The sequence below is a fragment of the Aureimonas frigidaquae genome (assembly GCF_001463905.1).
In the GTDB taxonomy this organism is placed as follows: Bacteria; Pseudomonadota; Alphaproteobacteria; order Rhizobiales; family Rhizobiaceae; genus Aureimonas; species Aureimonas frigidaquae.
In genome coordinates this window covers 38696-50862 of record NZ_BBWR01000010.1, presented here as the reverse complement: position 1 = coordinate 50862, position 12167 = coordinate 38696, and the positions used below count along the sequence as shown (strand labels likewise).

The following is a 12167-nucleotide window of genomic DNA, read 5'->3' as shown; positions in this document are numbered from 1 at the left end:
GCCCCGTACGGTGTGCCGGCATCATGATCGCGACCGGCTTGATCTGGACGCTAAATCCATTTAGCACTGGCGTCAACAGGCTGTTCCAAACTGTTCCGGGAGGGTAGACAGGGTGGGGCAGGGAAGGGGCCAGGCAATGCGGAAGGCCAAGGCGGGGCGGCGCTCCACCATCTACGACATCGCCGAGGCGGCCGGCATTTCCGCTTCCACGGTGAGCCTGGTGATGAACGGGTCCTGGGAGCGCTACCGCATCCATGCCGATACGGCCGGGCGCGTCCTGAAGGCGGCGGAGGCCGTCGGCTACAATGCCAACCAGCGTGCCCGGGGATTGCGCCTGCAACGCTCCAGCCTGGCGGGCATGATCATCCCGCACTACCGAAACCGCTTCTTCGCCGGGCTGGCGGAGACCTTCGAGGCGCGGGCGCGGGAGCGCGGCCTCTGTCCGATCGTGGTGAGCACGCAGCGCGACGATGCGACCGAGCGGCAGGTCACGGAAACCTTGATCGCCCAGGCGGTCGAATGCCTGATCTTCGCAGGCGTCAACCGTCCCGATCCGTTGAACCAGCTCTGCATCGATGCCGGCATTGCCTGCGTGAACCTCGACCTGCCGGGCGCCGCCGCGCCCTCCGTGGTAACCGACAATCGTGGTGGCTCGACCGAACTGACCCTGCGGCTGATTGACATGGTGGCCGAGCGCGGCGGTGACCCCGCGCAGATCCAGTTCGTCGGGGGGCGGCGGGGCGAGTTCGCCACGGATGAGCGCATGATTGGCTTCGAGGCGGCCTTCGCGGCACGGCAGGTCGCCTTTCATCCCGAATCGATCCTGCCCTGCGGCTACCAGCCCTCCGCTGCACAGGAGGTTTTTGCCCGGCTGGCGGATCATGCCCCGCCCGGCATCTTCGTCAATTCCATCACCGCGCTGGAAGGGCTCGCGCGCCTCGTCGCGGCAGGGCGCTGGCCCGCCTCGACGGTGCTCGGCTGCTTCGACTGGGACCCCTTCGCCTATGCCATGCCACTTCCCGTCATCATGATGCGCCAGGATGTGGAGGAGCTGATCCGTCATTGCTTCGCGGTGTTCGACGGGCCGGGCGTGCCCCCGGGCAGCCGCATCGTGGTGCCCCCGCGCGACGCCGCGGCGCACCGGCCGCCGGGGGCCGAACTGGCCTGACGGGAGGCGAGACGAACGGTGGGGAGGACCGTGACATGAACGAGACGAACGAACCGGCACAGGCCTGCGTGGCCGTCATCGATGCCGGCAAGACCAATCTGAAGCTGGCGGTCGCGGCGGCGGACGGAACCATTCTCGACCAGATTTCCACCGGCAATGGGGTCACGCAGAGAGAGGGCGCGCCCTGGCGCCGGCATGACCTTGCCGCGGCGGAGGCCTGGCTCCTGGACGCGCTCGGCCAGGCGGCGCGCCGCTTTCGCCTGGAGGCGATCGTGGCGGCCGGACACGGTTCGGGCGGCGTCCTCGTGCGCGAGGACGAGCTGGAGCGCCCCGAGCCGATCCTGCCGATGATCGATTACGAGCAACCGGCCCCTCAGGCGGTCGATGCCGTCTATCGGGCGCAATCGGGCGATTTCGCCGAGCGCGGCAGCGCCATCATGATGGGGGCGACGCATCAGGCGCGGCAGATGCTGTGGGTGATGACGGAGCGTCCCGACGCCGCGGGCGAGGCGTCGGCCTTCCTGAGCGTGCCGCAATACTGGGCCTGGCGGTTCAGCGGCGGGATGGCGAGCGAGATCACCAACCATGCGGCGCAATCCGGCTTCTGGCGCCTGCAGGAGGGGCGGCCCTCCGACATCGTGCGGGCCCGGGGTTGGGGGCGCTACCTGCCGCCCTTGCAGCCGGCGCATGCGACGCTCGGGCCGGTGCGTCCGGCCATCGCCGCCCGGACCGGCCTTTCGCCGACCTGCCGCGTGCTCGCCGGCATTCATGATTCCAGCGCCAATTTCTACCGCTACCAGGCGGCGGGCCTTCAGCACATGACCGTCGTTTCCACCGGAACATGGATCGTGGCCCTGTCCGACCATGCCGCACTCGACCGCCTGGATCCGCGGCGCGGCATGACGCTCAATGCCGATGTGGACGGCCGCCCGCTCGGCGGCGCGCTGACCCAGGGCGGGCGTGAATTTGCCGCCATTGCCGGGGAGGGGGCAGCCGGTGGCATGGCGTCGCAAGCGGCGCTCCAGGCGCTGGTCGCGCGGGAAAGCTTCGCGGTGCCCTCCTTCGGGCGCGATGACGGGCTGTTTCCCGGCAGCGCCGGCCGCGGCCGGATCGAGGGGCCGGCGCCGGCGGATGCCGGCGAGCGCGTGTCCCTGGCGCTCATGACCGCGGCGCTCCTGGCGAGCGAGTGCGTGGCGGCGCTGGGCAATCAGGGCACCATCGTCCTGGATGGAGCTTTCCTGCGCGATCCCCTCTTCGCTCCGCTCCTGGCGGCGCTGAACCCGCAATGCCGGGTGGCCTTCAACCGGCAGGCCGATGGCGTGGCGGCCGGGGCTGCCCTCCTGGCGTCGCACGGCCGGCCGGCACGATCGGTGCCGCTGGCGCTGGAGGATGCCCGCCCATTGGAGATAGCCAAAATCCTGCCCTATGCGGCCCGCTGGCGCAGCCTGGCGCTGGCCGCGGCAGCCTGAACCCTGACAACCTGGAGGAGAGAGAGAAGACATGACAGAGACGGACGTAACGGCGCTGCGCGAGGAGATGGTCGCGACCTGCCGCAAGATGAACGAAAGCGGCATCAACCAGGGGACGGCCGGCAACCTGTCGGTCCGCACCGGCAGCGGGCTCCTGATCACGCCATCCTCGCTCGCCTATGACAGGATGGAGCCGGCCGACATCGTGGAGATGGATTTCGACGGGAGCTACAGCGGCCGCCGGCCATCGTCCGAATGGCGCTTCCACCGTGATATCCTGCGGGCACGACCCGATATCGACGTGGTGCTGCATTGCCACTCGGTCTATGCCACGACGCTCGCGGTCCACCACAAGACCATACCGAGCTTCCACTACATGACGGGCGTGGCCGGCGGCACCACCATACGCTGCGCCCGCTATGCCACCTTCGGGACGCAGGCCCTGTCCGACGCGGCGCTGGAGGCGCTGCAGGACCGGCTCGCCTGCCTGCTCGGGCAGCATGGGCAGATCGCCCTCGGCAAGACGCTGGAATCGGCTTTGTGGCTCGCGATCGAGGTGGAGACGCTGTCGCGGCTCTATGTCCAGGCGCTGACCCTGGGCGAGCCGCCCATCCTGCCCGATGACGAGATGGAGCGTGTCCTGGAGCAGATGCGCCGCATGAGCTACGGGCTTGCCCCGGATGCCGACGGCGTCAACGACGTCGCGCGCCCGAAAGCCTGACGGCGGTCGGCACGGGGCGGCCGGCCGATGGGCGCGCCCATGAATTGGTTCGGCCCGCGCATGGCTTTGCGGCCAGGCGCGGGCCGGACAGAATGCAGGTCTTGCGCGGGGCAGCGCCGCCGCAGCGGTCAGTTTGTGGTGGCAGCCGTCAGTTCGAGCATTTCGACGCCGGCCGACAGGGCGGTACCCTTCTCCGTTTCGACCGACAGGGGCTGCAACGTGATGGACCGTCCGCCGCCGCCGACGAGCACATTGGCGCCCGCGCCGAGCCCCAAGGCAGCATCGGCCTCGGCACCGGCATAGGTGCCGGCCAGGGCCCCGGCCGCGACGCCCGTATTCGGGGCGAGGACGGTCCAGGTCATCTGGCCGGATTCCACATCGCCCAGCTCGAGCCCGTATTCATGGACGACGCCGGTATAGGTCTGCGCCGCGCCGGACGAGGGCGTGAAGGTGCAGGTCATCTCCTGCTTCTCTTCCAGGATCAGGCCGATCCCCTGCGACAGATCGCAGGAGAGAAGGCCGACATTCACCCCGACCTCCGCCTTGGCGGCGCCCGTCAGCGCGACGGAAGCAACGAGGAGGGCAAGCGCAGGAATGACGTTCATGGAAAAGTTCCTCTCAAGGATCGGGGCGCGGGCTTGCGCCCGCCAGGATCATGGCGGCGGAACTCTCTCACAAGTTTCGATTGCTGGCGACTGAATGACCGGGAGTTGCTGCGGCGTGGTCAGGCCCGGGTCAGCGTCGATCGCCTGCCGTCCACGCCGACAGGATCGACACCACGATCAGCGCGCCGATCATGCCGACATGCTCCGTCGCCGTGTGGAAGGCGATGGTGCGGAAGGGCTCCTCCGTCATCGCCCAGAAATGGTGCACGAGGGGGATGGTGAGCGCCGTGAACACGCCGAGCGCCCCGGCCCCCAACCACGTGGCGCGGTTGACGATCACGAGGAGCGAGCCGCCCACCTGGACGATGATGGTCGCGATGTTGAAGGCCACGGCCGGCTCCAGCCCGAACTGCGCCATTTCGGCGACGCCGCCGGGAAAGTCGATGAGCTTGGAAAGCCCGCTGCCCCAGAAGGGAAACGTCAGAAGGACGCGTGCGACGAAGGCGACCGCCGGAACCCGAAGGACATCGTTGATCTTGTCTGACATGGCCTGGTGTCCCCTCCACCGTCTCTCCCCTAAGCGGATGTTACGCCCGGCGGGGCGGAACGCCAGAGGGAATCGTGCCTGCTCCTTTCAGGCGGCGAAGTGATCCTGGAGTGCCCTGGCAATGTCCGGCACGACCTGCGCCAACACTGCGCGTCCCTTCTCGGCCGTCGCGCTGGCGGCGGAGGACAGGACGCCGTGCGCGGGTATGGGGCGCAGGTCGAACGGGTAGGGATCGAACAGGGGGAAAGCCGCCGGCGGCCCGTCGGGAATGCGGTCCGCCCGCACAAGGTCCGGGCGCAGATGCAGCATGACAGAGGTTTCCATGACGGCGGCGTGTTCCAGGGCCCAGCTGATCAGCCCGTCCGGAAAGAGGATCTCTTCCGTTTGTGCCGAAATGAACTCCCAGTAGCCGAGCTTCAGGATGGTGACATCGTTCACCCCTTCGCGGCGCTGGTCACGAATGGCGAGGTCCGCGGCTTCGGTGATGAACCACTGGTTCTCCATATGGCCATCGAACAGGACGATCCGGCGTATGCCGTGGCGGCAGAGATCGTTGATGATATCGCGCATCAGGGCGATCAGCGTTGAAGCGTCCAGGCTGATGGTGCCGGGAAAGTGGTTGCCGCCGCCGGTCTTGGGCTGCGATTTGTAGCCATAGGAAAGCGTCGGCGCGACGATGCCGCCGATCCGCTCGGCCACCCGCAGGGCGATCTCTTCCGGTAGGATGGCATCGGTGGCGAGCGGCAGATGCGGTCCGTGCTGCTCGGTGGAGCCGATCGGCAGAAGCACGATCGGGTTGGATGGCAGGCGCTCCGCGAACTCCATCCATGTCATGTCCGCCAGGCGGACGGCCGCGCCGTCAGACATCGCTGGCCCACCGCGTCATGCCGATATCCATGCCGTAGCAGCGGTGCACGACCTTGGTGAAGGCCGGTTCGAGCTGGCGATTGGCGGCTTCGACGCCTTTCGTGTAGGCGACGAATTCCGGCATCATGGCGCGCAGTTCGGCCAGGAGGGCCTTCTCGTCCACCTTCGTCAGCCGGCCGTCCTCGCAGACGAGTTCGCCCCCGACATAGACCTGTGTGATCGAGGACCCGTTTTCGCAATAGACGAGGTGGTTGCGGATATCGTGGAGCGGCGTGAAATTGGCGGTCTCCATGTCGATCACCAGGAGGTCGGCTGCCTTGCCCACTTCGAGCGAGCCGGTCTTGTCCTCCAGGAGGGCCGTCCGTGCGCCGCCCAGGGTGCCGGCATGCAGCACTTCCGATGCCGTCAGCCAGCGGGCCCAGTCCGGATTGTTGACCTTGTGCATCAGGCCCGCGGCCTTCATCACGTCGAAGATGCGGGGCGTATCGTTGGATGAGATGCCATCCGAGCCAAGGCCGATATGGACGCCCGCATCGAGCAGCTTGCGCACCGGCGCCGAACCGGCCCCGAGCTTCTGGTTGGATATGGCGTTGTGGGCGACGCTGACGCCGGCCCGGCCCATCCGCGCGATATCGTCGTCGCTGACCCAGATGGAATGGGCAATGGTCGTCCAGGGGTTCAGAAGGCCGAGATCGTCCATATAGGCCATGAGCGACTTGCCGTAGAATTGCGGCCCGGTGACGCCCTGTACCTTTGTCTCCACGATATGGGTGTGGAAGGGCACACCCCAGTCGCGCGCCAGCTCGTTGGCGGCCTGCATCAGATCGACGGTGCAGCGCTGCGGGGCGGAAGGGGCGAGCATGGTGCCGATCCTGCCGGATCGGCCCTGGAAGCGGGCATGCGCTTCCTTCACGAAGGCGATGTATTCGCCGGTGCTCATGGGCGTGATGCGGCCGATCTCGTCCTGCAGATCCTGGGGCACGTAGTCGCGGGAGAAGGGGATCGTGTCCAGGAAGTTGCGGTTGACGACATGCGCCGACACCGTCGCCCGGATGCCGACATCGTCATAGGCATCGACCACGGCGCCCATCAGGGACAGTTCGGACTTCGGGCTCTCGTAAAGATCGTCGGTGATGCAGGTGACGCCGGTGCGCAGCGATTCCATGGCCACCAGCATCGAGCGCAGATAGATGAGCCGCGGCGCAAGCGGCTTGGCCGCCAGGATGGGGTAGGCGTACAGCATCCAGACTTCGAGCGGCATATTGTCGTACCGCCCCTTGTACAGCGCCTCGTTGGAATGGAGGTGGCTGTTGACGAGCCCCGGCATGACGAGCTTGCCCCGCCCGTCGATCACATCGTCACCGTCCTTCGGCACGATGCCGGGGCCGATGGCTTCGATCCCGTCCGGGCCGAACAGGATGTCGCCCGTGAAGGGTTCTGCGCCGTGGGCGCCGTCCATGGCGATGAGGGTCGCCCCTTCAATGAGAGTGCTCATCGATCGTCTCCCGATGTCAGTCATGGATGAAATAGCCCGCCTCGACCGGCCAGTGCACGGGGAGGCGGTCGCCCGGGGCCAGCGGTCTGGCCTCCAGGTCGCGGGCGGAAAGCTGGGCACGGATGTCGTGCCCGCGCTCGGTCTCCAGGAAGACGGTGACCGCCGCGCCGACATATTCGACAAGGCTCACGGTGGCTTCGATCACATTGTCGCCGGGCGGCACGGCGCCGCCGACCGACATGCGGTCCGATCCGACGACCAGCGTCGCCGCATCGCCCGGCGCGAGCGCCTGCCCGCCGACAGGCGCACGCAGGCGCGTACCGGCGGCGTCGAGCACGGCCATGCCGCCCTCCAGCGTGTCGATCCGGGCCGGGAACATGTTGGAGCCGCCGAGAAACTCGACGACGAAGCGGTTGGCGGCGTGCCGGTGGATGTCTCGCGGGGCGCCGACCTGCTGCACATGCCCATCCTTCATGATCACCACCCGATCGGCCATGGCGAAGGCTTCGGACGGGCTGTGCGTGACGCAGACGAAGGTGATGCCGAGCTCTCGATGAAGGCGCACCAACTCGGACTGCATCTTCACCTTCAGGTGCGGATCGAGCGCGCTGAGCGGTTCGTCGAGCAGGAGCAATTCCGGCTCGGTCGCCAGCGCCCGCGCCAGCGCGACCCGCTGGCGCTGGCCACCGGACAGCTGGCTGGGCAGCCGGTCGGCAAAGGCGGCGATGCCCATGCGCCCCATCCATTCATCCGCCTTGGCGGAGCGCTCCTTCTGCGGCATGCCCCGGTGCTTGAGGCCGAACTCCACATTGCGCCGCACGGACATGAAGGGGAACAGGGCGTAGTTCTGCCAGACGAGCGGCGTATCGCGCGACCAGGCCGGATCCTCGTTGATGCGCCGCCCCCAAACGCGGATTTCGCCGCCCGTCGGCCGCTCCAGGCCTGCCAGCATGCGCAACGTGGTCGTCTTGCCGCAGCCGGACGGGCCCATCAAGGCGATGAACTCGCCCTTCTCGATGGTGAGCGAGACATCCGCCACGGCCTGCTGGCGGTCGTAGGCCTTGGCCACATGGTCCAGCTCGATCATGGTAACACTCATTGCGCCTTTTCCCTTCCTGCTGCCGCAAGCCGGCGCGATGCGATGAACTGCGCGGTCGCCACCAGGAGAATGGACACGGCGAAGACCATGGCGCCGACGGCGTTGATGCGCGGGCTGACCTGGCCCTGCAGCATGGCCAGCACCCGGACCGGCAGGGTTTCGTTGAGGCCCGAGATGAACCAGGCGATCATGAACTCGTCGAAGGAGACCGAGGCGGTGATGAGCAGCGCCGCAAACAGCGTCGGGCCGAGGAACGGTACCACGATCTCCCGCAGGGTCGTCCATTGCCCGGCGCCGAGGTTCCAGGCCGCGGGCTCCAGATCCGGGTCGAGATCGGCCAGACGCATCCGGATCAAGGCCATGGCGAAGGGCGCGCAGATCACGACATGCGCCGCGATCAGTCCGAAGATCGTGCCTGACAGGCCGATCCGTCCCTGGAAGGTCAGCATGGCCACGCCCATGATCACCACCGGCACGGTGGGCGGCAGCGCGGCGAGCGCCATGTAGACGCGCTTGCCGAAGAATCGGAACCGATAGTCGACATAGGCGGTCGTAAAGCCGATGAAGGTCGACAGGACCGCGCTGCCTGCCGCCACGATGAGGCTGTTGGACAGGCCGCGCCGCACGGATTCGTCGTTCAACACGGCCTCGTACCATTGCAGCGAGAAACCGCCCCAGGGCAGGCTGACGAAGCGATCTGCGTTGAACGAAAACAGGATCGTCGAGGCGATGGGCGCGAAGATGAAGGCGAAGACGATTCCGAGCCAGGCCAGAAGCAGGCCGCTGCGGACCCCGTCGGCGATGCGGGCGCGTGTCACGCGGCTTTCCTTCCATAGGCAAATTTCAGGAGAAGCCCGAGCACGGCCGTCAGGGTGACGATCATGACCACGGCGACGACCGAGGCGCGGGGCCAGTGATTGCCCGACTTCACCTGATCGGCGATCAGGATGGATAGCGTGGGCGGGTTCGACCCGCCCAGGAATTGCGGGCTGATATAGTCGCCGAAAGCCAGCACGAAGGCGAGTGCGCCGGCCACGACCAGCCCGACGCGCGCCGAGGGGATGATCACGTCCAGGATGGTGCGCATCCGGCCGCAGCGCAGGTTCTGTGCGGCCTCGATCAACTGCCGGTCGACGGCGGAGAGGGCGAAGGTCTGGAGCAGCACCACGAGCGGCGCCGTCAGCGTGAGAAAGCCGATGAAGGTGCCGGTGGGCGAGTTGAGCACGCTGATCGGGGGCAGGGACAACGCCGCCAGCATACTGTTGATGACGCCGCCCGGGCTGAAGAAGATCTGCATGGAATAGATGCGGACCGGCAGGCTGGTGAAAAAGGGGACGATCAGGAGCCCGGCCGCCATCAGGCGCAGGCGGGGCCCGGCGCGGAAGGCGAGCGCATAGGCCGCGGGAAAGGCCGCCAGGCTGACGAAGAGCGCCGCCCCGGCCGACATGGCGAAGGTGTAGACGAAGGCGTTCTGGAAGAAGCCGGCCGACAGGATCGTCTGCCAGTTGGCCAAAGTGAAATCGGGCTGCAGGCGGAAATTGCGCACGGACCAGAAGGTCATCGCCACCAGGAACCCCATGGGAACCACGAAGAAGGCGATCTGCCAGATCAGCGTCGGAGCCGCGAGGGCAACGGCGAAGCGGGCCCGCGCGTGTCGTGCGGCGGCATCCTGTCTGTGTTTCATGGGGCCTTGGCCGTTGTTGAGCGGATGGCTGATGCGTCGGGCGGGCAAAGGTGCCGCCCGATGCCGCCCGTCGTCTGGGCGAAGCGGGCCTACATGGCCTTGAATTCGGACCAGGTGTCGTTCCAGGTCTCGATGTCCTGCTGGACGGGAGTCTGGCGGATGAAGATCTTCCCTTCCTTGTACTCGTCCATCACGTTGCGCGCGTCGAAGGTGTGGCGCAGTTTTTTGGCATCCTCCGGCGCCTGCTCATTCATCAACTCCCATCCTTTCTTGTTCGGGATGGAGGCCCAGTAAGCCGGCAGGCGGGCTGAGCGGAACTGTCCCTCCGGCGAGCTGGCATATTGGATGAACTTCTTGGCGAGGTCCTTCTTGGTCGAGGAGGACACGATGGACATGGATTCCGTCCACTGGATGCCGCCCTGTTCGGGCACGACCGCGTCGACGGGTACGCCTTCGTTCTGCAGAAGCAGGACGACCCAGTCGCCGATGCCGGGAATGATGGCCGCCGTGCCATTGGTGAGCATGGCGAACTGATCGGCCATGGAATAGAAGCCGCTCGCCTGCGGGCGCAGCGAGAAGAGCGTCTCCTTGAGCGTGTCGAAGGCCGCATCGTCGATATCGAAGGGGGGCCGGTTGCCGTTGTAGAGGCTGAGGCAGCCCATGGTGGGCAGATACCAGTCGAAGAAGCCGACCTTGCCCTTGACCTTCTCGTTCCACAGAGCCTCGTAGCTCTGCACGTCCTCGGGGCTCAGCATGTCGGTGCGATAGGCAAGGCCCAGATATCCGAACCGGATCAGGACCGAATAGAGCTTGTCGTCCTGCCAGTGCAGGGGAAACTTCTGGAACTCCGGCCAGTAGTCGGCCAGCGGGTAGTCCGCGGGGTCCATTTCATCGATAAAGCCGCCTTCCTGCAGCATTCCGATATATTCGGCATCGGCCAGCACGACGTCGAAGGAGCCGGGAGGGGACTGGTTCATCAAAGCGAGCATGGGTTCGCCGCCGACATATTCCTTGGCGACGACCTTGACGCCGTACTGATCCTCGAAGGGCTTGACGAAGGCCGGATCGCCATGGCCGGGCCAGGACAGGATGTTGAGGACATTCTCCTGTGCCACCGCGCCATCCGGCAGCAAACCGCTGAGAGCGGCCGCCCCGGCCAAAGCGCCGGCACCCTTCAGGAGCTCGCGGCGGCTCGGCTGCAGAAGCAGGCCGCGCAGATCGGTGATCGGAAACTTCGTCATCCTGTTCTCCAGTCGAAAAACATACGGTCGAACATGTGCGGGCTTGCCTTTGCGGCAGCGCAGCAGGACCTCAGACTGCCCGACGCACACTCCAAATCAAAAGATGAAATACCGATGACGAGCCATAGGCATAAGTTATGGCAGTGCATCCATCGCCCGCAGCATAGAAGCGTCATGACTGAATCGATTGGGAAATATCCCATATGCCGCATCTATACTGTGCAATCGATAGGCGCTGTGCATACGAGACGTGCAGTTTGACAGCCTGCGACAGGCCACGACACTCCCGGCATCGACAAGCGGGCGGAGCATGGAATGGAGCTGCGGCAACTGCGTTACTTTCTGCAGATCGCCGAAAGCGCAAGCCTGTCGCGGGCTGCGCGCGTGCTGCGGGTCGCCCAGCCCTCGCTCAGCCAGCACCTGCGCCTCCTGGAGGACGAATTGGGGGTCGAGCTCCTGACCCGCCATGCGCGCGGCGTGGCGCCGACGCCGGCGGGGCGCATCCTTGCCGATCATGCCCGCGCTATCCTGCGCGACGTTGACCGCTCGCGTGAGGCGATGACCGAGGCGCTCGCAAGCCCCAGGGGCCGGGTCGTCATCGGCATACCCTCGGCGGTCTGCCGGGGCCTCGCTGCCCCCTTGATCCTAACCGCCCGGCGGCGCTTCCCCGATATTGCCCTGCATCTGGTGGAGGGCATGACCGGGCCGCTCGACGAGTGGGTCCAGAGCGGGCGGCTCGATATTGCCCTTCTGTACGATCGGCGTGGCCCGGGCGGCATCCGGACTATGGACCTCCTGCGGGAGGATCTGCACCTGATCCTGCCGGTCGGTCACCCGCTGGCCGGGGAGGGCGCCGTCGGCTTCCGCCGGCTGCGGGGCTTGCCGCTGGTGCTTCCGGCGCGGCCCCATGTCATCCGCGAGGTTGCCGAAGCCTTTGCCGCGCGAGCGGATACGGAACTGTCCGTGGCGCTGGATTGCGACAGCCTCCCGGCCATGCTGGCGTTGATCGGTGAGGGTTATGGCAGCCTATACCCCGCCTTCGGCATCGGCCCGGCCATTCTGCGCGGCGATGTGGCCGCCGTGGCGATCAGGGATCCGACGCCCGATTGGCGCTTGTCCCTCGTCCTGTCGCACAAGGCGGCCAACATGCGCGCCGTCGCCGCCATCGCCCATCTTGTGGACGAGGTCGTCCAGACACTCGTCCAGTCCGGCCACTGGAAAGCCGACCTGCGCCGGACGGGCGCCACTCCGGCCTGAAGTTTTCAAACGCG

12 protein-coding genes are annotated in these 12167 nt (G+C 66.7%); 4 read left to right on the top strand and 8 right to left on the bottom strand.

Annotated elements, in window-relative coordinates:
* Window positions 1–136: 136 nt before the first annotated feature.
* From AUL30_RS10940 to AUL30_RS10930, 3 genes are read left to right on the top strand one after another with little or no spacing between them, the layout of a single operon-like run.
* Window positions 137–1168 (top strand): LacI family DNA-binding transcriptional regulator, encoded by a 1032-nt coding sequence (locus AUL30_RS10940; RefSeq protein ID WP_062227929.1) that lies wholly within the window; start codon window positions 137–139, stop codon window positions 1166–1168.
* A gap of 35 nt (window positions 1169–1203) precedes the next feature.
* On the top strand, window positions 1204–2637 hold the full coding sequence (locus AUL30_RS10935) for an FGGY family carbohydrate kinase (protein WP_062227928.1): 1434 nt from the start codon (window positions 1204–1206) through the stop codon (window positions 2635–2637).
* A gap of 31 nt (window positions 2638–2668) precedes the next feature.
* On the top strand, window positions 2669–3358 hold the full coding sequence (locus tag AUL30_RS10930; RefSeq protein ID WP_062227927.1) for a class II aldolase/adducin family protein: 690 nt from the start codon (window positions 2669–2671) through the stop codon (window positions 3356–3358).
* 128 nt (window positions 3359–3486) lie between these two features.
* On the opposite strand, the gene AUL30_RS10925 is transcribed toward AUL30_RS10930, so the two are convergent.
* From AUL30_RS10925 to AUL30_RS10890, 8 genes are all read right to left on the bottom strand, one after another.
* The gene (locus tag AUL30_RS10925) at window positions 3487–3963 is read right to left on the bottom strand and encodes a DUF992 domain-containing protein (protein ID WP_062227926.1); all 477 of its coding nucleotides are present in this window, start codon (window positions 3961–3963) and stop codon (window positions 3487–3489) included.
* A 130-nt stretch (window positions 3964–4093) separates the two neighbouring features.
* Window positions 4094–4510 carry a DoxX family protein gene (locus AUL30_RS10920; protein WP_062227925.1) on the bottom strand — a complete coding sequence of 139 codons (417 nt, stop codon included), beginning with the start codon at window positions 4508–4510 and terminating at the stop codon, window positions 4094–4096.
* An 87-nt stretch (window positions 4511–4597) separates the two neighbouring features.
* Entirely contained in the window at window positions 4598–5377 is a 780-nt protein-coding gene (locus AUL30_RS10915) for a creatininase (protein ID WP_062227924.1), read from the bottom strand.
* Window positions 5370–6872: an amidohydrolase family protein gene (locus AUL30_RS10910; RefSeq protein WP_062227923.1), complete on the bottom strand. Its 1503-nt coding sequence runs from the start codon at window positions 6870–6872 to the stop codon at window positions 5370–5372. The genes AUL30_RS10915 and AUL30_RS10910 overlap by 8 nt, the downstream gene beginning before the upstream one ends.
* 16 nt (window positions 6873–6888) lie before the next feature.
* Complete coding sequence (locus AUL30_RS20290; protein ID WP_062227922.1) at window positions 6889–7971, bottom strand: ABC transporter ATP-binding protein; 1083 nt, start codon at window positions 7969–7971, stop codon at window positions 6889–6891.
* Window positions 7968–8789: an ABC transporter permease gene (locus tag AUL30_RS10900; protein ID WP_244490796.1), complete on the bottom strand. Its 822-nt coding sequence runs from the start codon at window positions 8787–8789 to the stop codon at window positions 7968–7970. Before AUL30_RS10900 ends, AUL30_RS20290 begins: the two co-directional genes overlap by 4 nt.
* Complete coding sequence (locus tag AUL30_RS10895; RefSeq protein WP_062227921.1) at window positions 8786–9655, bottom strand: ABC transporter permease; 870 nt, start codon at window positions 9653–9655, stop codon at window positions 8786–8788. The genes AUL30_RS10900 and AUL30_RS10895 overlap by 4 nt, the downstream gene beginning before the upstream one ends.
* Window positions 9656–9744: 89 nt before the next feature.
* The gene (locus AUL30_RS10890) at window positions 9745–10896 is read right to left on the bottom strand and encodes an ABC transporter substrate-binding protein (protein WP_062227920.1); all 1152 of its coding nucleotides are present in this window, start codon (window positions 10894–10896) and stop codon (window positions 9745–9747) included.
* A 315-nt stretch (window positions 10897–11211) separates the two neighbouring features.
* Here AUL30_RS10890 and AUL30_RS10885 point away from each other — a divergent pair, with 315 nt between their 5' ends.
* Window positions 11212–12153: a LysR family transcriptional regulator gene (locus AUL30_RS10885; RefSeq protein WP_062227919.1), complete on the top strand. Its 942-nt coding sequence runs from the start codon at window positions 11212–11214 to the stop codon at window positions 12151–12153.
* Window positions 12154–12167: the final 14 nt, after the last annotated feature.

Excerpts from the sequence above, each read along its gene's own strand:
- AUL30_RS10935 (WP_062227928.1), top strand. The coding sequence starts at position 1,204 with ATGAACGAGACGAACGAACCGGCACAGGCCTGCGTGGCCGTCATCGAT.
- AUL30_RS10925 (WP_062227926.1), bottom strand. The coding sequence starts at position 3,963 with ATGAACGTCATTCCTGCGCTTGCCCTCCTCGTTGCTTCCGTCGCGCTG.
- AUL30_RS10910 (WP_062227923.1), bottom strand. The coding sequence starts at position 6,872 with ATGAGCACTCTCATTGAAGGGGCGACCCTCATCGCCATGGACGGCGCC.
- AUL30_RS10890 (WP_062227920.1), bottom strand. The coding sequence starts at position 10,896 with ATGACGAAGTTTCCGATCACCGATCTGCGCGGCCTGCTTCTGCAGCCG.
- AUL30_RS10885 (WP_062227919.1), top strand. The coding sequence starts at position 11,212 with ATGGAGCTGCGGCAACTGCGTTACTTTCTGCAGATCGCCGAAAGCGCA.
- AUL30_RS10930 (WP_062227927.1), top strand. The coding sequence starts at position 2,669 with ATGACAGAGACGGACGTAACGGCGCTGCGCGAGGAGATGGTCGCGACC.
- AUL30_RS10915 (WP_062227924.1), bottom strand. The coding sequence starts at position 5,377 with ATGTCTGACGGCGCGGCCGTCCGCCTGGCGGACATGACATGGATGGAG.
- AUL30_RS10895 (WP_062227921.1), bottom strand. The coding sequence starts at position 9,655 with ATGAAACACAGACAGGATGCCGCCGCACGACACGCGCGGGCCCGCTTC.
- AUL30_RS20290 (WP_062227922.1), bottom strand. The coding sequence starts at position 7,971 with ATGAGTGTTACCATGATCGAGCTGGACCATGTGGCCAAGGCCTACGAC.
- AUL30_RS10920 (WP_062227925.1), bottom strand. The coding sequence starts at position 4,510 with ATGTCAGACAAGATCAACGATGTCCTTCGGGTTCCGGCGGTCGCCTTC.
- AUL30_RS10940 (WP_062227929.1), top strand. The coding sequence starts at position 137 with ATGCGGAAGGCCAAGGCGGGGCGGCGCTCCACCATCTACGACATCGCC.